This is a genomic window from Streptacidiphilus jeojiensis (assembly GCF_042510965.1).
Taxonomy (GTDB): domain Bacteria; phylum Actinomycetota; class Actinomycetes; order Streptomycetales; family Streptomycetaceae; genus Streptacidiphilus; species Streptacidiphilus jeojiensis.
This window is the reverse complement of sequence record NZ_JBEUKS010000002.1, coordinates 289,429-309,924: the sequence shown is the minus strand read 5'-3', so window position 1 is coordinate 309,924 and position 20,496 is coordinate 289,429. Positions and strand designations below refer to the sequence as shown.

Genomic DNA, 20,496 nt, shown 5'->3' with positions numbered 1-20,496 from the left:
GACGCACCTCCGCCATCGCGAGCATGGTCATGACGAAGCACTGGGCGCCCCCACCCTCAGTCCGTGCGACCTTCACCCCACCCGGAGCCACCATGCGTACGCGCACGCGCCTTCGCGCCATGCTCGCCTCAGGAGCCCTGCTCACCACCGGAATCGTCCCGCTCACCCTGGCCGCCACCGCCGGGACCGCGCACGCGGCCATGAACAGCGGCGACGTGATCGCCAACCTCTTCATGTGGAACTGGACCTCGGTCGCCAACGAGTGCACCACGGTGCTCGGGCCCTCCGGCTACGGCGGCGTCCAGGTCGCGCCGCCGGAGGACTCCACCACCGCCTCGGGCCACCCCTGGTGGGAGATCTACCAGCCGGTGGACTACAACCTCACCAGCAGGATGGGCAACGAGGCGCAGTTCGCCGCCATGGTCTCCAGCTGCCGCGCGGCCGGGGTGAAGGTCTACGTCGACGCCGTGATCAACCACATGACCGGCCAGGGCAGTTCGTCCTACGGCGGGGTCACCGGCTACACCAAGTACGACTACCCGGGGCTGTACTCCAGCGCCGACTTCCACAACTACCCCGCGGACTGCCCCGAGTCCGACGACCAGATCCACAACTGGAACGACTACACCGAGGTCACCCACTGCGAGCTGTCGGACCTCTCCGACCTGCGCACCGAGTCGGACTACGTCCGCACCGAGATCGCCGGGTACCTCAACAAGCTGATCGGGTACGGCGTCTCGGGCTTCCGGGTGGACGCGGCCAAGCACATCGGCGAGACCGACCTGGCCGCCATCGAGGGCAAGCTGAACAAGACCGCCGACGGCACCGCCCCGTACGTCGCCCAGGAGGTCATCCCCGGCGGCACCGGGCAGCTGGCCCCCGCCTCCTTCGAGGTCACCGGCAGCCTGCTCGGCTTCGACTACGCCGACGACCTCACCCAGCAGTTCGACGGCAGCATCGCCAACCTGAAGACCTTCGGCAGTAGTTGGGGCCTGCTGCCGAGCAGTGACGAACTGGTCTTCGTCGAGAACCACGACACCGAGCGCAACGGCTCCACGCTCAGCTACAAGTCCGGGGCGGTGAACAACCTCGCCACCGAGTTCGAGCTCGCCTGGGGCTACGGCACCCCGGAGGTGTACTCCGGCTTCGACTTCACCAACTCCGACGACTCGCCCCCGGCCACCAGCAGCGGCATGGTCACCGACACCACCTGCGGCAGCGGCTGGGAGTGCACCGACCGGGTCACCGGGGTGAACCACATGGTGGCCTGGCACAACCACACGGCCGGCCAGTCGGTCGCCAACTGGTACGACGACGGCTCCAACCTGATCGCCTTCAGCCGGGGCAGCGCGGGCTGGATCGCGGTCAACAACGAGAGCTCGGCGCAGACCAGGACCTTCGCCACCGGGATGGCCGCGGGCACCTACTGCGACATCATCCACGGCGCGGTCAGCGGCGGCGCCTGCACCGGGACCACGGTCACCGTGGACGGCAGCGGCAACGCGAGCGTGACCGTGCCGGCCAAGGACTCGGTCGCCTTCGACAGCACCGACCTGGTGTCGAAGGCGACCACGGTCAGCGAGACCTTCAGCGAGAACGCCACCACCGTGCTCGGCCAGAACATCTACGTGGTCGGCTCCATCGCCGACCTCGGCGACTGGAACACCGACAGCGCGGTGCTGCTCTCCTCGGCGACGTACCCGGTCTGGACCGGAACGCTCAACCTCCCCGCGAACACCTACGTCGAGTACAAGTACATCAAGAAGGACGGCAGCGGAAACGTCACCTGGGAGAGCGGCGCCAACCGCACCACCACCACTCCGGCCTCGGGCAGCGCCACCCTTAACGACACCTGGAAGTAGGCAGGACCGGGACGGCCGGAGGCGCGGCGCTCGTACGCCGAGCCGCTATGCTTCCGACCTTCCGACCCGGGGAGACCACATGGCCAGCAGCTCCGACGAGTCCGTGCGTGAGCGCACCGACCGCTTCCACACCGCCCGCGCCGCGCAGGGCGGGAGGGACAGCCTCGCCACGCGGCTGCACGCGGAGGCGTTCGGGGCGGAGTATCCGGAAGAGGTCGATCCGGCGAGCAGCTGCACCTGGCAGGTGCTCGGCGGGATGGTGCGCGGACTGCGGCTGCGGCCCGGGCAGACCCTGGTCGACCTGGGCTGCGGCAACGGCGGGACCGGGCTGTGGCTGGCCCGCGCGCTGAACGCGCGGCTGGTCGGGGTGGACATCTCGCCGGTGGCCGTCGGGATCGCCGGTGAGCGGGCAGCAGCCTTCGTCCCCGAGGGCCGGGCCGAGTTCCGCACCGGCACCTTCCTGCGGACCGGGCTGCCGGACGCCTGCGCGGACGGCGCCGTCAGCATGGACGCGCTGCCGTTCACCGAGGACCGGACCGCGGCGCTGCGGGAGCTGCGCCGGATCCTGCGGCCGGGCGCCCGGGCCGTCTTCACCGGCAACCTGCTGCTGCCCGGGCACCCGCAGCACCGTCCGGACCGCCCCCGCTGGAGCGACCACGCCGCCGAGGCCGGCCTGGAGTGGGAGTCGGCCGAGGAGCGGCCCGAGGAACCCGCGCTCTGGGTGCGGCTCTACGACCTCTGGGAGCAGCACCAGGACGAGCTGCGCGCCGAGGTCGGCGACGCGGCCACCGAGGCGATGCTGGAGGAGGCGCGCATCGTCCGCCCGCTGATGGACCGGCGGACGCCGCTGGTGATCACGCTGCGACGGCCGGTCGACAGCTGATCGACTGCCGATCGCCGCTGGTCCCGGCCGGGCAGGTTACTTCCTGCCGCCGCCGAGGAGCAGCTTCCACGGTGCCAGCGCGGACTCGATCTGGACCCCGAGGCTCATCTTGGAGGCGCCCTTGGCCCGCTCCTCGAACCGGATCGGGACCTCACGGATGGTCAGACCGCGCTTGACGGTCCGGTAGTTCATCTCCACCTGGAAGGAGTACCCGTTGCTGTTGACGGACGGCAGGTCGATCGCCCGCAGCGTCTCCGCCTTCCAGGCCTTGAACCCGGCGGTGGCGTCCTTCACGTGGAGCCGCAGCAGCGCGTTGACGTAGAAGTTCGCCCAGGCGGAGAGGGCCTTGCGGTGCCAGGGCCACTCCGCCGCGGTGGACCCGCCGGGGACGTAGCGGGATCCCAGCACGACGGCCGCGTCGGTGCGGGTCAGGGTCTCGATCATGACCGGCAGCACCGAGGCCGGGTGCGACAGGTCGGCGTCCATCTGCACGACGATGTCCGCGCCCTCGTCCAGCGCCCGGGTCATGCCCGCGATGTAAGCGCGGCCGAGGCCGTCCTTCTCGGTGCGGTGCAGCACGCCGATCCGCTCCGGGTTGTCGGCGGCCAGCTTGTCCGCGACCTCGCCGGTGCCGTCGGGCGAGTTGTCGTCCACCACCAGGATGTGCAGGTTCTCCAGCGGGAGCTCCTGCAGCAGTCCGACCAGGACCGGCAGGTTCTCGCGCTCGTTGTACGTGGGCACGACGACGACGGCCTTGGGAGAAGCCTCAAGCATGTTCATTCCCCTGTAGGTCCACGGCTGTCGCGCGGGGACCGCGGTTGTGCGGTACTGGATCACTCTCAGTTCGGGCTCGCAGTGTAGCGGCGCGCGGTAAGGGTCGCGCCACTCGACGGTCGCACGCCGGGGACGAACGGTCACCCAGCGCGACATTCCGGACTGCATCGGACCCGGTCGGCCGGTCAGCCGGCCGGTCAGCCCCCGAAGGCGTTGGGGCTGTCCCTGCGGTCCCGGCCCAGCAGCCGGGCGGCGGTGTAGACGAGCGCGGCGAAGGCCGCGTCGGAGAGCAGCATGAGTCCGATCGCGTAGGAGCCGGTGCTGCCGTAGACCGAGCCCATGACCAGCGGCGGGAAGTAGCCGCCGAGCCCGCCGGCCGCGCCGACCAGGCCGGTCACGGTGCCGACCTTCTCCTTCGGGGTGACGATGGCGACCAGCGCGAACACCGCGCCGCAGGCCAGTCCGACGCTGGCGGCCATGATCAGGAAGGCGATGGTCGACCAGGGGTTCAGACCGGGCTGGAACGCCTGCCAGACGGCCATCACCCCCAGCGTCGCGAACGAGGCGACCAGCACCTTGGCCGGCCCGATCCGGTCCGACAGGGTTCCGCCCAGCGGCCGGAACAGCACCGCGACCAGGGTGAAGCCGGCCGCCCTGGTGGAGGCCCCGTCCTGGCTGAGGTGGTAGGCCTCCTTCAGATAGGTGGGCAGGTAGACGCCCATGGCAACGAAGGCCCCGAAGGCGACCGCGTAGAGCAGTGACATGGGCAGCGTCGCCGGGTGCCGCAGCGCGTCGTGGAAACGCTTGCCGAACAGGTGCTCGGGGATGCTGCGCCCCGGGGCGTCCCTGGCCACCAGCACCGCGACCAGCCCGTACACCGCCAGCACCGCGGCGACCAGGTAGAACATGGTGTTGGTGTTGTCGTACCAGCGCAGGAAGCGGGCGGTGAAGAAGGCGGCGATGGCGGTGCCGCCGGTGCCGATGCCGAAGACGCCGATCGCCATGCCGCGGCGCTCGGGCGGGAACCAGGCGTTGACGTAGGGCACGCCGGCGGCGAAGAAGCTGCCGCCGATGCCCAGGAACAGGCCGACGACCACCAGCAGCCAGTAGCTGTGCACCACGCTCAGGGCCAGCACCGGCAGGATGGTGGCGAAGCTGAGCAGCGGGACCATCAGCCGGGCGCCGTACTTGTCGGTCAGCGCGCCGACCGGGATCCGGCCCAGCGAGCCGACCAGCACCGGGACGGCCACCAGGAAGGACTGCTGGAAGGAGCTGAGGCCGAGCTGCTGCTTGTAGGTCGGTCCGAGCGGGCTGATCAGGCCCCAGGCCCAGAAGTTGACGGCGATGCCCACGGTGGCGAGGGCCAGGTTGGTCCAGGCGGCAGCCGGTACGCCGGGTGCGGCGGGTGCTCCGGGCTTGGTGGGGGCTCCGGCCTTGGTGTCCGTCATCGTTCCGTTCCTCGTCGAAGGAGAAGAAGTCGTGCGTCGGGCGCGGTTCTGGGCTCAGCGGTCGCGCGGCCCGAGCCACCAGGCGCCCAGGGCGATCACAAAGGACAGCGCCTCGAAGCCGGTGCACCACCAGGCGGTCCCGGTGCGCCCCTGCATCCAGGCGTCGACGCCGACGTTCAGCGCCCACAGCTGCCCGGCGACCACGCTCAGCACGATCACCAGCCGGGCGCTGAGCACCGCGGAGCGCTCGGGTTCCTGCTCGGTGCCGGCGCCGGGACCAGGGCCGCTGTGCACCACCCGCGGATCGGCGTAACCGCTGGTCGGGCGGATCTGCGGATAGCGTTCCGGGACCGGTCGGTTCAGCCTGGGCTCGTCGCTGCCCGGCCGACTCCAATGTGGGGGTTCGGCGGAGGGAAAGGTCATGGCCGCTCAGTTCCCTCCGCCGGACGGGCAGCTGGGCACGGTGGTGCCGGGGCGGATCGCGCCGAGCTGCCGGCAGGCCGCATGGCGCACGCTCTCGTCGGAGAAGGCCGTGCCGACGGCCCAGACACTGCCGTCCGCGCGCTCCACCATCAGCACCTTGGGCAGTCCGCGCGGCGGCGGGCCGCCGGTGACCGCGCCGGTGCGGATGTCGAAGGAGCCCTCGTGGCAGGGGCAGTAGAGCTCGCCCTCCTCGCCGCGGTGCTCCTTCCAGAGCACCCCGCAGGCGAGGTGGGTGCAGACGGTGGAGTAGCCCACCACGGTGTCGTCGGCCAGCTTCACCGCCATCGCCCGGTCGTGCTCGCCCGGGTAGTTGAAGAGCACCGCCTGGCCCCGGGCCAGCCGGTCGGCCACCCGCAGCTCGGGGACCTCGGCCGCCTCGGCGTCGCCGTGCCGGTGCAGCACCCCGGCGGAGACCGCGACGCTGCCGACCAGCAGCCCGCCGGAGACGGTGGTCATCACCCGCAGGTAGTCGCGGCGCGAGGTGAGCGAGTCGGCGCTGATCCGGTCCCGCAGCGCCTCCTCGGGGTCGGTCGTCCCGGTCACAGCTGTCCTCCGGCGTTGCTGACGTCACGTCCGTCGACCTGCACCAGCGGCAGCGTGGGCAGGCCGCCGGGCACCGGCTGCCTGGTCCGGTCCGCCGGGACCACCATCGCCACGCCCGTGGTGATCTGCACGTCCCCGAACTCGAACCAGTTGGAGACGTCCACCCCGGGCCGCTCCGCCTGGAGCTCCTCCAGCGTCCCGTAGAACAGGGCACCGGTCGGGCAGACCGTCGCGCACATCGGGGCCAGGCCGATCGAGGTGCGGTCGTAGCAGAGGTTGCACTTCAGCTGCAGCTTGGCCGCGAGGTCGATCTTGGGGATGCCGAACGGGCAGGCGTTGACGCAGTTGCTGCAGCCGATGCAGCGGGTCGGGTCGGCCTCCTGGACCACCCCGTCCGGGGTGATCAGGATGGCCTCGGCCGGGCAGACCTCGGCGCAGGGCGCGACCGGGTCCTCGCAGTGCATGCAGACGCTGGGGAGCGAGGCGACCGAGCTGCCCTCGTCCGGGTAGTCCAGGTGGATCATGGACTTGCCCCGGTGCGAGTCGCACTCGCGGCAGCCGGACACGCAGGCCTGGCAGCCGATGCAGCGGCCGGGGTCGATGAAGAGCGTGCGTCCCATCATGGCGTCTCCCTCACCCTCGCCTCGCCGGTGCCGCGGCCCTGCGGGGAGCTGGGCGGCAGTGGGTCGTCCCGGGAGGCCTGGGCCTCCGGATAGGCCGAGCGGCCCGGCGGCATCGGCGGGGCCGGCACCGGGCTCACCTCGGGCGCCGGGTCGATCCGGCAGGCGCAGACCTTGTACTCGGGGATCTTGGAGCGCGGGTCCAGCGCGTCGATGGTCAGCGCGTTGGCGCTGGTCGGGAACGGCCAGTGGTACGGGACGAAGGCGTGGTCGGGCCGGATCGCCTCGGTGACCAGCGCCGGGAACACCTCGCTGCCGCGCCGGGTGGTGACCCGGACCGGGTCGCCGTTGCGGTAGCCGTGGCTGGGGTGCAGCTCCACCCAGGGGCGCGGGGTCTGCTCCACCAGGGCTCCCAGCCGCCGGGTCTGATTGCCCGACAGGAAGTGGGCGACGGTGCGTCCGGTGGTGAGCCGCAGCGGGTACTGCTCGTCGTAGGGGTCGGCCGGCGGGTGCCACTCCACGGTCTGCAGATGGACCTTGCGGTCCGGGTGGTAGGTCAGCCCGCCCTCGAACAGCCGGGGCGTACCGGGGTGGTCCAGGTCCGGGCAGGGCCAGGCGATGCCGCCGGTCTGCTCCAGCCGCTCGTAGGTGATGCCGAAGTAGTCGTTGACCGAGCCGGACGAGGCGACCCGCAGCTCGTCGAAGACCTCGCGGGAGCCGGGGAAGTCGAACTTGTCGCCGACGCCGAGCCGCCGGGCCAGCTCGCACATCACCCAGGTGTCGGTGCGCACCCCCGGCGGCGGGTCCTGGGCCTTGTTGTGCTTGACCACCCTGGCCTCGGCGTTGGCCATCACGCCCTCGTCCTCGGCCCAGGTGGTGACCGGGAAGACCACATGGGCGTTGGCCGCGGTCTCGGAGAGGAAGAAGTCGAACTGGGCGTGGAAGTCCAGGGTGTCGTAGCCGTCCTTGACCACGGCGTAGTTGGGCAGCGAGACGAAGGGGTTGTTGCAGATCCCGATCAGCCCGCGGATCTCCTGCCGCTGCATCTGCCAGACCATCTCCATCATCGAGGTCCCGGCCTGCGGCAGCTCGGCCTCCTCGATGCCCCAGAACTCGCTGATCCAGCGGCGGGCCTCAGGGTCGTTGATGGACCGTCCGCCGGGCAGCAGGTCCGACTTCTGGCCGTGCTCGCGGCCGCCCTGGCCGTTGCCCTGGCCGGTGATGGTGCCGTAGCCGGCGCCGGGCTTGCCCAGGTTGCCGGTGGCGGTGCACAGGTTGATGACGGTGAGGCAGTTCTCCACACCCTGGGTGTGGTGCTCGATCCCGCGGGCGTGCCAGGCCATGGCCTTCCTGGCGCTGCCGAACATCCGGGCCACCTGCTCGACCTGCACGTCCGGGATGCCGCAGATCTCGGCGGCGCGCTGCGGCGGATAGGCCGCGACGGTGGCCTTGAGCTCCTCCCAGCCGGTGGTGTGCTCGGCCAGGAACGCCTCGTCGGTCAGGCCCTCGCGGATGACGACGTGCAGCACGGAGTTGAAGAAGGCGGCGTCGGTGCCCGACCGCAGCGCGACGTGGATGTCGGCAGTCCGGGCGACCGCGGTCTCCCGCGGGTCGACCACGATCAGCCTGGCGCCCCGGTCCCTGGCCCCCCACAGGTACTGGGTCATCACCGGGAAGCACTCGCCGACGTTGGACCCGGCGATCAGCAGGCAGTCGGTCTGCAGGATGTCGGCGAACGGGTTGGCGGCCCGGTCGATGCCGAAGGCCAGCTTGTTGGCACCGGCGGCGCTGACCATGCAGAGCCGTCCGTTGTAGTCCACATGACGGGTCTTCAGCGCGACCCGGGCGAACTTGCCGACCAGGTAGGTCTTCTCGGAGAACAGGCTGGCCCCGCCGAGCAGCCCGAAGGCGTCGTTGCCGTGCTCGGCCTGGATCCGGCGGACCTCGGCGACGGTGAAGTCCAGCGCCTCCTCCCAGGAGGCCTCCCGGAACGGCTCGTCCCGGCTGCGCCGCAGCAGCGGGGCGGTGAGCCGGTCCGGGTGGTTGACCTGCTGGTAGGCGTTGAGGCCCTTGGGGCAGAGCCGGCTGCGGTTGATGTCGTGGTTGCGCGGCTCGACCCCGAAGACCTTGCCGTGCTCGTCCACCCGCAGGTACATCCCGCACTGCACCCCGCAGAAGCAGCAGTGGGTGGGCACCAGCGTCTGCTTGACCTGGTTGGCGTGCCACTGGTCGGCCGGGATGCCGCCGGCGTCGCGGAAGTTGCGGGCCCCGGGCGGGGCCACCGAGGGGTCGAGGGTGACCGGCACCGGCCCGATCGGACGGCTCATCTGACACCTCTCATCTAAAACCCCGCTTCACGTGCTGCAGATAGGCGCCGCCGCGCAGGACGCGCTTGCAGCGCGGGCAGTACTCGGCCCACTGGTCGAAACCGAGCCTCAGATCGCGCATGGTGCCGCGCAGGTTCTCCACGTAAGGGGCGGTGTCGATCGGCTCGCCGCAGCGGCGGCAGGCGAACAGCTCCTCGCCCTGGGCCCTGGACCGGTGCTTGAACAGCTGCATGCCGACCGCGGCGGGGCGCTGGACGATGTGGAAGAACTTGCCGAAGGGCAGGTAGACCAGGGTGAACACGACCGAGACCATGTGGATCACGGCGAGGAACTCGTAGCCGCCGCCGTGCAGGCAGATCTCCGAGAAGGTGAGCAGCAGCCCGGTGACGGCGATGGTGAGCAGCGCCAGCAGCGGCAGGAAGTCGTAGCCGAAGCGCTGGCCGGTGGTCGCGGCCCGGTCCCTGGTGCGCCGCCACAGGAAGTAGCCGACCCCGCCGATGACCAGCACCGCAGCCAGGTCCAGCCCGTGGTACATGGCCCAGCCGAAGGGGCTGCTGGAGGAGAAGCCCAGCACCTTGAAGCCCCAGACCCGCATCTCGTAGCCGGGGCCGGCCGCGCTGGAGGCGGTGAAGGTGAACCAGCCCCAGGTCAGCGGGAAGGTGATGGCCACCGCCAGCAGGCAGCCCCAGAACATCGCCTGGTGGGCGATCCAGCGGGCGTGCGACCGGGCGCCCAGGAAGCGCTGGAAGCCGAGGTAGGTGGCGGCCATCTTCGGCAGCGAGCCGGGGGCCCGGCGGAAGTTCTCCCAGGAGAACGCGGTCCGCAGCCCCTGCCGGAACAGCCGCCAGGCGGCCGGCGTGGAGATCCACATCAGATAGCGGTAGGTGACGCCGAAGGCCAGGAAGACGGTGGCCACGGTGTAGGGGATCAGCGCCGAGTCGAAGTCCCGCAGGCCCCGGCTGCCCAGCACGATCGCCAGTACCAGCAGCAGCGACACCGCGGCGGCGAGCAGCACCGCCCGCGAGCGGGTGCGCCGGGCCGCTGCCCGGGCCGCCGCCTCCGCCGCCGTACCGGTCCCCCGGTCCGCGCCGGAGGCCGGTTCGGTATCGACATTAACTGTCACAAATGCACACTAATGCCCCGTCAGCCCGCCTTCCCTGCACGCCACAGCCGATTGGGCCGGACGGGCGCAGGGCGCGGGCTGAACGGGGCGGTGCCCAGGACTCCGGCTCAGACCCGGACCGCGCCCAGGCCGGCGGAGGACCGCGGCGCGGCAGGCAGCCGGGCCGCCCGGGCGCCGAGGCCGACGGTGCGGGTGACCAGCATGACCACCGCCATCACGATGAGCGCGTCGGTGATGGCCGCACCGGTGACCTGGTGGGCGATGCACCAGCTGGTCAGCTGGGCCGAGAACCAGTGTCCGGAGCCGTAGGAGAAGGCCGCCCTGGCGCCGATGACCACGATCCACAGCAGCGCGTAGGGCCTTCCGGCCGCGCTGACCGGTCGGCCGGTCTCCGGGCTGCGGTAGACGTTCATCAGCGCGACCGCGGCCAGCCCGCCGAGCAGGCCGGCGGCGACCCCGGCCAGTTCCACGGCCAGCCCGGTGCCCTGGGTCACCGGCCGCTCGATGAACAGCGGGATCACGGCGGCCGCGATCAGCACGGGGCGCAGGATCCGCATCGGACCGATCTTGCGGCTGCTACCGAGGTCGCTGTGGAGCACCGCCACCAGTACGGCGGCATTGACGATCATTGCCTGGGTGAGTTCGGACATGACTGCGGGCTCCCTCTGAGAGGTCTGCGGGGTGATGTGCTCCACTCTCCGCGTTCGGGCCCCGGGGCGGATCGGAGCCCGGGTTGAGCCTCGGGATGACCTTGCGGTGGCCCGCGGTACCAGGTCAGTGGCGGTTCGCTCCACCCTGGGATCAACCCCTGCGGTGACGCCGTGGTACCGCGGGACTGCCTAGCCTGGGGGCACCGGTCCCGCGACCGGGGCGCCCGCCCACCGGCCCACCGGCCCACCGATCTGGAGAGAACGTGAGAGCTTCGCCGAGGTTCCCGCCGCGGCGGGGCGACACCCCGAGCCTGCTGCGCCTGGGCGCCTTCCTGGTCCGCGTCATCGGCCTGGCGGTCGTGGGCGTGCTGCTCTTCCACACGCCGTCGGTCACCCCGCACACCCGGGTGATGCAGATCTGCGTCTACGCCGTCCTCGGCCTGGCAGTCGCCGGGTGGAGCCTGCTCGATCTGCTTCCGGCGCTGCAACCGCACCGGCTCCGGCTACTGGGGCCGGTGCTCGGGGTGGTCGTCGCCGCGAGCGGGCTGGGCTGCGCGCTCCCCGACGGCGACGGCCTGGTGGCCTTCGCGGTGGTGGGGTCGATGGTGGCCGGCAGCGAGCTGGAACTGCTCCCCGCCTGCGCCGTCAGCGGCACCGGCATCCTGGCCATCATGATCGGCGCGATCGCCTTCGGCGACAGCGTCGGCACCCTGCTGGGCTACCCGCTGCTGCTGCTCGTCGGGCTGCTGCTGGGACGCACCCGGCGCGGCTACCAGGTGCAGGCGGAGCAGTCCGCCGCGCTGCTGGCGCAGTACGAGCAGCTCCAGGTCCAGCAGCGGCGGACCGAGGTGCTGGACGAGCGGGCCAGGATCGCCCGCGAGATCCACGACGTGCTGGCCCACTCGCTGGGCGCGCTGGGCATCCAGGTGCAGGTCGCCCGAGCGGTCCTGACCGACAGTCAGGACATCGACAAGGCGGTGGACCTGCTGGGCGCGGCACAGCGGATGGTCTCCGAGGGCCTGGCCGAGACCCGGCGCGCGGTGCACGCCCTGCGCAGCGACCAGCTCCCGCTCGACCAGGAGATCGCCCGGGCGGCCGACGTCCACACCCGCCGGCACGGCACCGCCGTCACCGTCGACATCGAGGGGACCCCCCGGCCGCTGCCGCCGGACGCCACCCTGGCGCTGCTGCGCATCGTCCAGGAGGCCCTGGTCAACGCCGCCAAGCACGCCCCCGGCGAGCCGGTGCGGCTGAGCCTGCGGTGCACCGAGGCGCTCACCGTCGTCACCGTCAGCAACCCGGTTGCCGGAGGCGCCGGCAGTGGCGACCGCCGCCGGGGTGACGCCGGCGGGGGCAGTATCAGCGGCGGCTACGGACTGATCGGGATGCGCGAACGGCTGCGCCTGCTGGACGGCACGCTCACCGCGGGCCCGGACCCGACGGACCGCATCTGGACGGTCACCGCGCAGCTGCCCCACCCCGACGGGAATCCGGCGCCGCAACCCGGGACACTGATCCCATGACCGGTGCCCCCTCCCCCCTGCGCGTCGTCGTCGCCGACGACCAGGCCAGCGTCCGCGAGGGCCTGGTGCTGCTGCTCGGCGCCCTGCCCGACATCGAGGTCGTCGCCTCCGCCGCCGACGGCGCCCAGGCCCTGGAACTGGTCGCCGAGCACCGGCCCGACGCCATCCTGCTGGACCTGCGCATGCCCGTCCTGGACGGCATCGAGGCCACCCGCCGGCTCACCGCGGAGCACCCGTCCGTCGCCGTGGTCGTGCTGACCACCTACGCCGACGACGGCTCGGTGCTGGACGCGCTGCGGGCGGGCGCGCGCAGCTACCTCACCAAGGACGCCGACCGCACCGACATCGCCCGCGCCCTGCACGCCGCGGCCGGGGGCCTGTCGGTCATGGACCCGCGGGTCCAGGCCGCCCTGCTCGCCGCCGCCTCGGCGCCCGCGGCCCCGCCGGCCGGCGGCGCAGGCCCGTCCGCCGACGCCGCCCACCCGGGCACCCTCCCGTCGCACACCGCGCTGCCGGACGGGCTGACCCAGCGTGAGGCGGAGATCCTCACCCTGATCGCCCGGGGGCTGAACAACCCGGAGATCGCCGCCGCCCTGGTCCTCAGCGGCCACACCGTCAAGACCCACATCAACCGGATCTTCGCCAAGACCGGCTCCCGCGACCGCACCGCCGCCGTCGCCTACGCCCGGCGCCACCAGCTCGACTGACCAGACGGGTCAGGCCGGTCGAGCCGGTCACGCCGGTCAGTCTGTGTAGAGTCCCGGGCATGAACGCGCCCGCCATCGTCCGTGACCTCTTCATCGCCCTGCAGAAGGAACTCGGGGAGGAGGACGACGGAGTCGCGTTCGACAACGGACCGGGCCCGCTGGACCGGATCGACGTGCTGGTGCACCGCGCGACGGACCCCTCGGGCGTCACGGTCCTCACCACCGTCGGCATGTGCGTCGAACCGATGCCGGCGCCGGAGGGACGGCCCGCCGGGGAGCGGGCCGAGCTGCGGCTGCGCCGCCGGGGCCCGGTGGGGCCCGAAGAGGAGGGCCGCCTGGCGATCCAGCTGGCCAACCTCGCGGCGCACCCCTGGACCTTCGGACGTCCGCTGGGCTGGGGCGAGATCGTGACCTTCGGCGCCGACATCCCGACCTTCCCGGGCCACCCCCACGCCTTCCTGGCCGGCCCGTGGACCTCCGACCAGGCCGGCTTCCTGGAGGCCGGCACCGCCGCGGTCCGGATCGTCAACGTCGTCCCGATCAGCGCGGCCGAACGGGCCGAGGCGCTGACCAAGGCGCCGGAGGCGTTCTTCAGCGACCTGCTGGACCGCAGGGACGTCCTGGCGCCGTCGGCCGCCGCGGTGGCGGCCGACGGCGACGGCGGTCAGTCGAAGTAGCCGTTCAGGTCGGCGACGACCTGGACGCTGCCGGTGCTGTTGTGGAAGACCACCTTCCCGTCCACCACCGGGACCAGCACCTGGTTGGCGATGGTCTGGCCGGTGACGAAGTTCAGGTTGGAGGCCGTCGGCAGCTGCTGCCCGTCCGGATAGACGGTCAGGTAGCCGCCGGTGGTGGAGCCGACCGCGGTCACATTGAGCACCACCGCGGTCACCCCACTGGCCGGCACCCCGTTCGCCCCGGTGACCTGCAGCGTCACCGTGCCGCCGGGACCGACGGCGCCGGCCTTCGCGCCGGTGCCGTTACGGGTGTCCAGCAGCCGCACCGGTCCTGCGGGTGAGAACAACGATCCGGTGCCGGAGAAGTAGCCGGTGACGTCGGCGACCAGGTCCACCTGGCCGAAGGCGTTGTACAGGTCCACCTTCCCGTCCACCACCGGGACCACGGCCAGGTTGGCCAGGGTCTGCCCGGTGACGAAGTTCAGGCTGGACGCCGTCGGCAACTGCTGGCCGTCCGGATACGCCGTCACATACCCGCCGGTGGTCGAACCCACGGCGGTCACGTTCATCACCACCGCGGTCACCCCGGTCGCCGGCACCCCGTGCACACCCGCGACCTGCAGCGCCACCTTCCCGCCGGCACCCACCCGCGCCTTCGCCGCACCCGTCCCCGACCGGGTGTCCAGGAACCGCGTCGGCGCGATCGCGGTCAGGGCGGAACCCGTGCCTGACGACGTGTAGTACCCGGTGACGTCGGCGACCAGGTTCACCTGGCCGAAGGCGTTGTAGAGGTCCACCTTCCCGTCGAAGACCGGCACCGTCACCAGGTTGGCCAGGGTCTGGCCGGTGACGAAGTTCAGGCTGGACGCCGTCGGCATCTGCTGGCCGTCCGGATACGCCGTCACATACCCGCCGGTGGTCGAACCCACGGCGGTCACGTTCATCACCACCGCGGTCACCCCGGTCGCCGGCACCCCGTGCACACCCGCGACCTGCAGCGCCACCTTCCCGCCGGCACCCACCCGCGCCTTCGCCGCACCCGTCCCCGACCGGGTGTCCAGGAACCGCGTCGGCGCGATCGGGACCAGCCGGCTCGGCGGGACCGCAATGGCGCTCACGACCGGCGCGCTCACCGTGTGCGCGTCGTAACCGACGCCGGTGGCCCCGGAGAAGGCGAGCAGCGCGGTGGAGCTGAGCGTCGGGGTGGCGTCCACCACCTGCACGCCGTCCACCGACACGTACACATGGCCGCCGGCCACCCGGACGTCGACCTGGTGGGTGCCCTGCCGCAGCGAGGTCCTGAGCTTGGCGGAGGCCAGGTAGGAGATGGTCGACGAGCCTGCGGTGCTGTATCCGACGCCGACGAAGTTCGACGAGCCGATCTTGCTGTTGTAGCCGGTGCTGAGTGCCACCACCACGCCCGGCTGCCCGCCGATGCCCAGGCCCGCGCTGCCGGCGCCCACGGACTTGGTGGTGGTCCTGGACGGGTCGAGCAGGGACAGGGTCATGCCGTCGCCGCCGGTGCCGGGGCCCAGCTTGGCGGTGAAGGTGGCCCGCAGCCCCTCGGTGAGCAGCGGCGTGTCGAAGACGGCCGAGCCGGCCGAGCCGGCGACCGCCTGGTTGAGCTGGATGCTGCCGTCGCCGGGCAGCACCGCGGTGCCGTTGGCGGTCCAGGTGCCGGACTGGGCCGAGGTGGTGACGGCGGTACCGGTGCCGGTGGCGGTGAACTGCACGTACATGGCGCCCTGCGCGGTCCCGTCGGCGTTCACCCCGTCTCCGGTGACCTCGTAGGCGCCGGTCAGCGCCCCGGCGGTGCGCGGGGTGAGGGTCACGCTCTGCACCGCGGTCTGGTCCGGGCCGATGACCAGCCCTTCGGAGAGCGGTACCGGGCTGGTGAAGTCACCGTCGGGCGCCTTGGCCTTGGTGAGGGTCACCGGGATGTTGCCGGTGTTGGTGATGGTGAAGGAGAGCGTCTTGGAGCTGCCGACCGGCACCGACCCAAAGGCCACCGTGGGAGCCGAGAACACCAGATGGCCCTGCCCGACGACGGCGGTGCCGGTGACCGGGACGCTGAGCGAGTGGTTGCTGCCGTCGCTGCTGCTGGCGACGGTGAGGGCGGAGCTGTCGGCCTGGTTTCCGGCCGGGGTGTAGGTCACCGAGGCCACGAAGGAGTTGCCGGGGGCCACCACGGTTCCCGCGGCCGGCAGTCCGGAGGCGGTGAACGGACCGCTGGGGGCGGTGATCGTACCGAGCGTCTCCGGGTCGGTCCCGGTGTTGGTGATCTGCAGGTTCATGGTCGAGGTGGTACCGGTGGGCACCGTCCCGAAGGCCATCGTGGTCGGCGCGGCGCCCAGTCCGGGCCTGGTGCCCACCCCGTGCAGCGCGAAGACCAGTTTCTCGCCGTCCGAGAGGGCGACCGTCAGCGTCCCGTTGACGCCGCCGGTGGTGGTCGGCGAGAAGCTGACCGGCACGTCCAGGGTGGCGCCGGTGGCCAGCGAGCGGGGCAGCGTCGGCGCGGTCACGGCGAACGAGGCGGACGCGGTCAGGCCGGTCACCGTGACGTTCTGAGTGGCCGTCAGCTCCATCGTGCCGCTGCCGCTGGCGCCCACGGCGACCTGGCCCAGGTCGACCGCGCTCGCGGTGACCGCGGTGCGGGCCGGGCTGCCGAAGCCGTAGAGCAGGCCGTCCCTGGTGCCGACGTACACCCTGCCGCCGCTGGCGGTGGGGGTGCTGAACTTGGTCGCGGTGCCGATCGGCGCGGACCAGAGCAGCGGCAGCAGGCCGTTGCCGTCCGGGGTCGGGCTGTAGGCGCGCAGGGTGCCGCCGGCGCCGGTGGCACCGGTCGCGGAGACCATCCAGACCAGGGCGCTGGACGAGTCGGTCCCGTTGGAGGTGACCACCGGGGACCCGCTGGTGTAGCCGAACACGTCCTGGCTCTGCCCGGTGAGGGTCAGCGCCGGGTTGCCCAGCCCGTTGACGCCGTACTTGAGCGCGCGCAGCGGACCGTTGTTGCCGACCAGGTAGACGTAGCCGCCGTCGCCGCCCCAGAACGCGGGGTGGCCCCACTGTCCCTGGTAGGGACCGGTCACACCGACCACCGCGTCGCCGCCCCCGGGGGCCTGTCCCATGCCGCCGAGGTTGTCCCGGTCCAGCAGGAACACCCGGCCGTCCTTGCCCTGTTCCACCATCAGATGCGGGTGGGCCGTGGTGCCGAAGCCGTCGGGCAGGGCCAGCGGGGCGCCGGAGGAGATGTCCTGGTCGTTCACGTCCAGGGTGGCGGCGTTGCTGGGACTGAAGTAGTCCGCGGTGCTCAGCGACCCGTCGGCGTTGACCTGGAGCCGCACCACCGACTCGGCCAGGTTGCCGGTCCCGTCCGAACTGGCGCCGGGGGCGGGGCTGATGCCGTTCCCGGTGCTGAAGAAGATCCGCCCGGAGCCGTCGGACACCAGACCGCCGCCGGACTGCCAGACGCCGGCACCCCAGGCGCCGGTGCCGGTCTCCGTGGTCCACATCGAGGTGATGCTGTGCGTCGTGGTGCTCACGCCGACGACGTAGCCGCGGTACGGCTTGGCGTCGCAGTGCGCGCCGAAGCCCGCGTAGACGACACCGTCGAGCAGCAGCAGACCCGGGCGCTGCTGCTCGTAGAACGCGTCGAAGGTGGCGGTGGGGTCGTTGCCGGGGCTGCCGCTGATGGTCACCGGCCAGCCGCTCCGCTCGGCGCCGGAGGCCGGGTCCACGGCGTGCATCAGCCACTGCGGATGGCGGTGGGTGGTGGTGCCGTCGTCGACCTTGGTGGTGAAGTACAGCGTGTTGCTGGAGGCGTCGTAGACGGGCGTCGCGGTCGCGCCGACATTGGGCGTCAGATCGCTGCACGCGATCGCCGAGGCGGGCCAGGACGGACCGAAGTTCTTGCTCCAGATGATCGAGCCGGTGGCGGAGTCGAGACCGTAGGCGGTGTTGTTCTCGGTGACCGCGATCACCTCGTTGCCGACCACCAGCGGCTGGGCGTAGACCTGCCCGTCCAGCTGGGTGGCGAAGAGCTTCCCGAACGCGGAGGACTGCACGACGGCCGGGGACAGCGACGTCTCGGTCCGGTCCCAGTTGGTCCGCAGGTTGTCGACGCCCTGGGTGCCCTGGTCGGCCCGTGCGGGTGGCGCGACCACTCCTACCAGAGTGCCGACCAGGGCCGCGGTGACCACGGAGGAGAGCACCGCTCCGACACCGGTACGGCCCCGCCCCGCCCGGGTCAGCGCCCGGGTACTGGTCCCGGTCCTGGTCCGGTACCGACCTCTGAGCGCGGATATGAACTGACCGGGCAAGCCGGACCCCTCCCCCACAGCGCCTCCGGCATCTCGCAGGCGCGTTCCATTCTGAGCACGCTGTTCTTACCACGCCCCCACATTCACCTGCGTCACTCGGATCCGGGTTGTTATCAAACCGGACCACCGGGATCTCCGTGGCCAGAGGCCTGCGCCATTTCCTTACGGAGTTCGGACACCCAGGTGGATTGTCCTTTTTATTGGCATTCGACATGCCCGAACCCGCTTAGGGTGATGATCGGAACCACAGCTGATCGAGCCATCAATTCGACTGCGGAACGGTCGAGTTGAGGGTCTCTCCGGCATGCCGCCGGCAACCGCTCCCGACCATCTTCCAAGGAGTCCGACGTGTCCTCCACCCGCCCCGTCCGCCGCCGTTCGGCCCGCGCCCTCGCCATCGCCTCGGCGGTCCTCGCATCGACGGCGCTGCTGACCGCCCCCGCGCTGGCCGCCGCCGGCCCGCACCCGCTGTACGGCCACGGCACCGCCGCGCCGGCCGTGTTCGTGCAGAGCGACGACCCGGCCGGCAACACCGTCGTCGCCTACCACCGCAACGCCGACGGCACGCTCACCCAGGCCGGCGTCCACCCCACCGGCGGCCTCGGCGGCGTTCTGGCCGGATCGGCCGTGGACCACCTGGCGTCCGAGGGTTCGCTGGTCCTCGACACCCGGCACCACCTGCTCTACGCCGTCAACGCGGGCAGCGACACCGTCACCGTCTTCGCCGTGTCCGGGGACCGGCTGCAGCGGCTCCAGGTGATCTCCTCCGGAGGGGCGTTCCCGGTCGGCATCGCCGCCCACGGCGATCAGGTCTACGTCCTCAACGCCCTGGACGGCGGCTCGGTGCAGGGCTACGTCCGGCTCGGCGACCGGCTGGTGCTGATCCCGTCCTGGCACCGCGCGCTGGGCCTGGACCCCACCGCCACACCGCAGTTCACCCACACCCCCGGGCAGATCGGCTTCAGCCCCGACGGCGGCGAACTGATCGTCACCACCAAGGCGGCGGCCAACAGCATCGACGTCTTCCCGCTCACCGACGGCGGCGCGCCCGCCACCCGACCCACCGTCACCGCGACACCCGGCGCCGTGCCCTTCGGGTTCGCCTTCGACCCCTCCGGGCGGCTCCAGGTCACCGAGGCCGGCCCGAACGCCGTCGCCACCTTCACCCTGGGCCGGCACGGCACGCTGACCCCGGTGTCGCAGACGGCCACCGGCCAGGCGGCGACCTGCTGGATCACCGCCACCGGCACCCGCCTCTACGCCTCCAACGCGGGCAGCGGCAGCCTCTCCGGCTTCGACACCGCAGGTCACAGCGGTCTGACCGCACTCGGCAACACCGCCACCGCCGCCGGCACGGTGGACGCCGCCGCGAGCGCGGACGGCCGCTACCTCTACGTCCAGACCGGGGCCCTGGGCACCGTGGACGAGTTCCGCGTCGGGCCCGGCGGCGACCTCGCCCCGATCGGGTCGATCACCGTCCCGGGTGCGGTCGGCGGCGAGGGCATCGCCGCGGGCTAGCGGCTCCCGGCCGGGGGGAGTTCCGGCGGCGGGCTCCGCCGGGCGGAGGCCGCCAGCCGGTCGGCGAGTGCGGCGACGAGGCCGCGGAGCTCGGCCGGTCCCTCGATCGCGAACGGGAGATCGAGGGAGGCGAGCAACGGCGGCAGCCAGTCGAGCCGTTCCGCCTGCAGCCGGACCGTCAGCCACTGCTCGGGCTCCACACCGGCGCGGGTCCCGGTCGGTGGCCCGGCGACGACCGCAATGCTCGCGACGCTCGCCGGGAGGCGGGCGCAGACCTGCTCGACCGTGCCCTGGATCCGCAGCGTCACCTCGTGCCGGTAGCCGGCCTCGGCGAACCCCGCGAGGAGACGCTCCGCCGGATCGACCCCCGCCGGCGGCTCGAAGGTGCCGGGCAGGGTCCTCGCATCCGCGATGCGGTCCACGCGGAACGTCCGGTCCTCGCCGATGCCGGGGTCCACCCCCGTCACGTACCACCGTCCTGAGTGAACGACCAGCCCGTAGGGGTGCAGCGTGCGGACACTGCGCCGGCCGTCGCCGGCGGTGTAGCTGATCGAGACGGGACGGCGATGGCGCACCGCGTCGGCGACCGCCAGCAGGACTCCGCTCCGCGGTGCCACTCCCAGGTCGTCGGGCGCGGCGGTGAAGGAGAGGGAGCCGAGCACGGCGTCCAGCCTGCGGGCGAGACGCTCGGGCAGCACCCGGCGGATCTTGGCCGTCGCCGTCTCGTTCGCGGTGTCGCCGGTCGTCGTCAGTCCGGCCCGGCGACCGGCGATCAGGCCGAGCAGCACGGCCAGCGCCTCGTCGTCGCCGAGCATCAGCGGGGGCAGCCGGTGGCCGGCGACCAGCCGGTACCCGCCGTAGCGGCCGCGCACCGACTCGACCGGCACGTCCAGGTCGATCAGGTGCTCCACATAGCGCCGCACGGTGCGTTCGTCGACGCCGAGCCGGTCGGCGAGTTCGGCCACCGTCCGGGTGCCGCCGGACTGCAGCAGTTCCAGCAGTGTGAGCACGCGCACGGTGGGTCGGGTCATGCCCGGAA

At 72.1% G+C, this 20,496-nt stretch carries 16 protein-coding genes; 6 read left to right on the top strand and 10 right to left on the bottom strand.

Translation table 11 applies throughout. The features are described 5' to 3' along the window. Nucleotides 1-92: 92 nt before the first annotated feature. Together ABUW04_RS07240 and ABUW04_RS07235 are read left to right on the top strand one after the other, a co-directional pair. The gene (locus ABUW04_RS07240) at nt 93-1,862 is read left to right on the top strand and encodes a carbohydrate-binding module family 20 domain-containing protein (RefSeq protein WP_380563640.1); all 1,770 of its coding nucleotides are present in this window, start codon (nt 93-95) and stop codon (nt 1,860-1,862) included. A gap of 79 nt (nt 1,863-1,941) precedes the next feature. Next, nucleotides 1,942-2,745 (top strand): class I SAM-dependent methyltransferase, encoded by an 804-nt coding sequence (locus ABUW04_RS07235; protein ID WP_380563639.1) that lies wholly within the window; start codon nt 1,942-1,944, stop codon nt 2,743-2,745. Nucleotides 2,746-2,781: 36 nt separating this feature from the next. On the opposite strand, the gene ABUW04_RS07230 is transcribed toward ABUW04_RS07235, so the two are convergent. The 8 genes from ABUW04_RS07230 to ABUW04_RS07195 form a co-directional block, all read right to left on the bottom strand. Then, entirely contained in the window at nt 2,782-3,519 is a 738-nt protein-coding gene (locus ABUW04_RS07230) for a polyprenol monophosphomannose synthase (RefSeq protein WP_380563638.1), read from the bottom strand. Between the two features lie 197 nt (nt 3,520-3,716). Beyond that, nucleotides 3,717-4,967, bottom strand: coding sequence for an MFS transporter (locus ABUW04_RS07225; protein WP_380563637.1), 1,251 nt, complete (start codon nt 4,965-4,967; stop codon nt 3,717-3,719). A 54-nt stretch (nt 4,968-5,021) separates the two neighbouring features. Next, on the bottom strand, nt 5,022-5,390 hold the full coding sequence (locus ABUW04_RS07220) for a hypothetical protein (RefSeq protein WP_030251820.1): 369 nt from the start codon (nt 5,388-5,390) through the stop codon (nt 5,022-5,024). A gap of 6 nt (nt 5,391-5,396) precedes the next feature. Next, nucleotides 5,397-5,993, bottom strand: coding sequence for a QcrA and Rieske domain-containing protein (locus ABUW04_RS07215; RefSeq protein ID WP_051725055.1), 597 nt, complete (start codon nt 5,991-5,993; stop codon nt 5,397-5,399). Beyond that, on the bottom strand, nt 5,990-6,616 hold the full coding sequence (locus ABUW04_RS07210) for a 4Fe-4S dicluster domain-containing protein (protein ID WP_380563636.1): 627 nt from the start codon (nt 6,614-6,616) through the stop codon (nt 5,990-5,992). Before ABUW04_RS07210 ends, ABUW04_RS07215 begins: the two co-directional genes overlap by 4 nt. After that, nucleotides 6,613-8,940, bottom strand: a complete 2,328-nt coding sequence (locus tag ABUW04_RS07205) for a molybdopterin oxidoreductase family protein (RefSeq protein WP_380563635.1) — start codon at nt 8,938-8,940, stop codon at nt 6,613-6,615. The genes ABUW04_RS07210 and ABUW04_RS07205 overlap by 4 nt, the downstream gene beginning before the upstream one ends. A 10-nt stretch (nt 8,941-8,950) precedes the next feature. Next, nucleotides 8,951-9,955, bottom strand: coding sequence for an MFS transporter (locus ABUW04_RS07200; RefSeq protein WP_380563911.1), 1,005 nt, complete (start codon nt 9,953-9,955; stop codon nt 8,951-8,953). Nucleotides 9,956-10,170: 215 nt separating this feature from the next. Next, nucleotides 10,171-10,713 (bottom strand): hypothetical protein, encoded by a 543-nt coding sequence (locus tag ABUW04_RS07195; RefSeq protein ID WP_380563634.1) that lies wholly within the window; start codon nt 10,711-10,713, stop codon nt 10,171-10,173. Between the two features lie 263 nt (nt 10,714-10,976). Here ABUW04_RS07195 and ABUW04_RS07190 point away from each other — a divergent pair, with 263 nt between their 5' ends. The 3 genes from ABUW04_RS07190 to ABUW04_RS07180 are packed head-to-tail and all read left to right on the top strand — an operon-like array spanning nt 10,977 to nt 13,620. After that, nucleotides 10,977-12,236 carry a sensor histidine kinase gene (locus tag ABUW04_RS07190; protein WP_380563633.1) on the top strand — a complete coding sequence of 420 codons (1,260 nt, stop codon included), beginning with the start codon at nt 10,977-10,979 and terminating at the stop codon, nt 12,234-12,236. Next, a complete protein-coding gene (locus tag ABUW04_RS07185) occupies nt 12,233-12,943 on the top strand; it encodes a response regulator transcription factor (protein WP_030251836.1) in 711 nt (236 codons plus the stop codon). Before ABUW04_RS07190 ends, ABUW04_RS07185 begins: the two co-directional genes overlap by 4 nt. Before the next feature lie 59 nt (nt 12,944-13,002). Further along, nucleotides 13,003-13,620 (top strand): suppressor of fused domain protein, encoded by a 618-nt coding sequence (locus ABUW04_RS07180; RefSeq protein ID WP_380563632.1) that lies wholly within the window; start codon nt 13,003-13,005, stop codon nt 13,618-13,620. On the opposite strand, the gene ABUW04_RS07175 is transcribed toward ABUW04_RS07180, so the two are convergent. Further along, nucleotides 13,608-17,939 (bottom strand): Ig-like domain-containing protein, encoded by a 4,332-nt coding sequence (locus ABUW04_RS07175; RefSeq protein ID WP_380563631.1) that lies wholly within the window; start codon nt 17,937-17,939, stop codon nt 13,608-13,610. The two genes, ABUW04_RS07180 and ABUW04_RS07175, sit on opposite strands and share 13 nt — an antisense overlap. A gap of 348 nt (nt 17,940-18,287) precedes the next feature. Between ABUW04_RS07175 and ABUW04_RS07170 the strand changes: the two genes are divergently transcribed. After that, on the top strand, nt 18,288-19,457 hold the full coding sequence (locus ABUW04_RS07170; protein WP_380563630.1) for a lactonase family protein: 1,170 nt from the start codon (nt 18,288-18,290) through the stop codon (nt 19,455-19,457). Here the strand turns inward: ABUW04_RS07170 and ABUW04_RS07165 are convergent. Beyond that, nucleotides 19,454-20,488, bottom strand: coding sequence for a helix-turn-helix transcriptional regulator (locus ABUW04_RS07165; RefSeq protein ID WP_380563629.1), 1,035 nt, complete (start codon nt 20,486-20,488; stop codon nt 19,454-19,456). The genes ABUW04_RS07170 and ABUW04_RS07165 overlap by 4 nt on opposite strands. Between the last annotated feature and the right edge of the window lie 8 nt (nt 20,489-20,496).

Excerpts from the sequence above, each read along its gene's own strand:
- ABUW04_RS07240 (WP_380563640.1), top strand. The coding sequence starts at position 93 with ATGCGTACGCGCACGCGCCTTCGCGCCATGCTCGCCTCAGGAGCCCTG.
- ABUW04_RS07235 (WP_380563639.1), top strand. The coding sequence starts at position 1,942 with ATGGCCAGCAGCTCCGACGAGTCCGTGCGTGAGCGCACCGACCGCTTC.
- ABUW04_RS07230 (WP_380563638.1), bottom strand. The coding sequence starts at position 3,519 with ATGCTTGAGGCTTCTCCCAAGGCCGTCGTCGTCGTGCCCACGTACAAC.
- ABUW04_RS07225 (WP_380563637.1), bottom strand. The coding sequence starts at position 4,967 with ATGACGGACACCAAGGCCGGAGCCCCCACCAAGCCCGGAGCACCCGCC.
- ABUW04_RS07220 (WP_030251820.1), bottom strand. The coding sequence starts at position 5,390 with ATGACCTTTCCCTCCGCCGAACCCCCACATTGGAGTCGGCCGGGCAGC.
- ABUW04_RS07210 (WP_380563636.1), bottom strand. The coding sequence starts at position 6,616 with ATGATGGGACGCACGCTCTTCATCGACCCCGGCCGCTGCATCGGCTGC.
- ABUW04_RS07205 (WP_380563635.1), bottom strand. The coding sequence starts at position 8,940 with ATGAGCCGTCCGATCGGGCCGGTGCCGGTCACCCTCGACCCCTCGGTG.
- ABUW04_RS07195 (WP_380563634.1), bottom strand. The coding sequence starts at position 10,713 with ATGTCCGAACTCACCCAGGCAATGATCGTCAATGCCGCCGTACTGGTG.
- ABUW04_RS07185 (WP_030251836.1), top strand. The coding sequence starts at position 12,233 with ATGACCGGTGCCCCCTCCCCCCTGCGCGTCGTCGTCGCCGACGACCAG.
- ABUW04_RS07180 (WP_380563632.1), top strand. The coding sequence starts at position 13,003 with ATGAACGCGCCCGCCATCGTCCGTGACCTCTTCATCGCCCTGCAGAAG.
- ABUW04_RS07165 (WP_380563629.1), bottom strand. The coding sequence starts at position 20,488 with ATGACCCGACCCACCGTGCGCGTGCTCACACTGCTGGAACTGCTGCAG.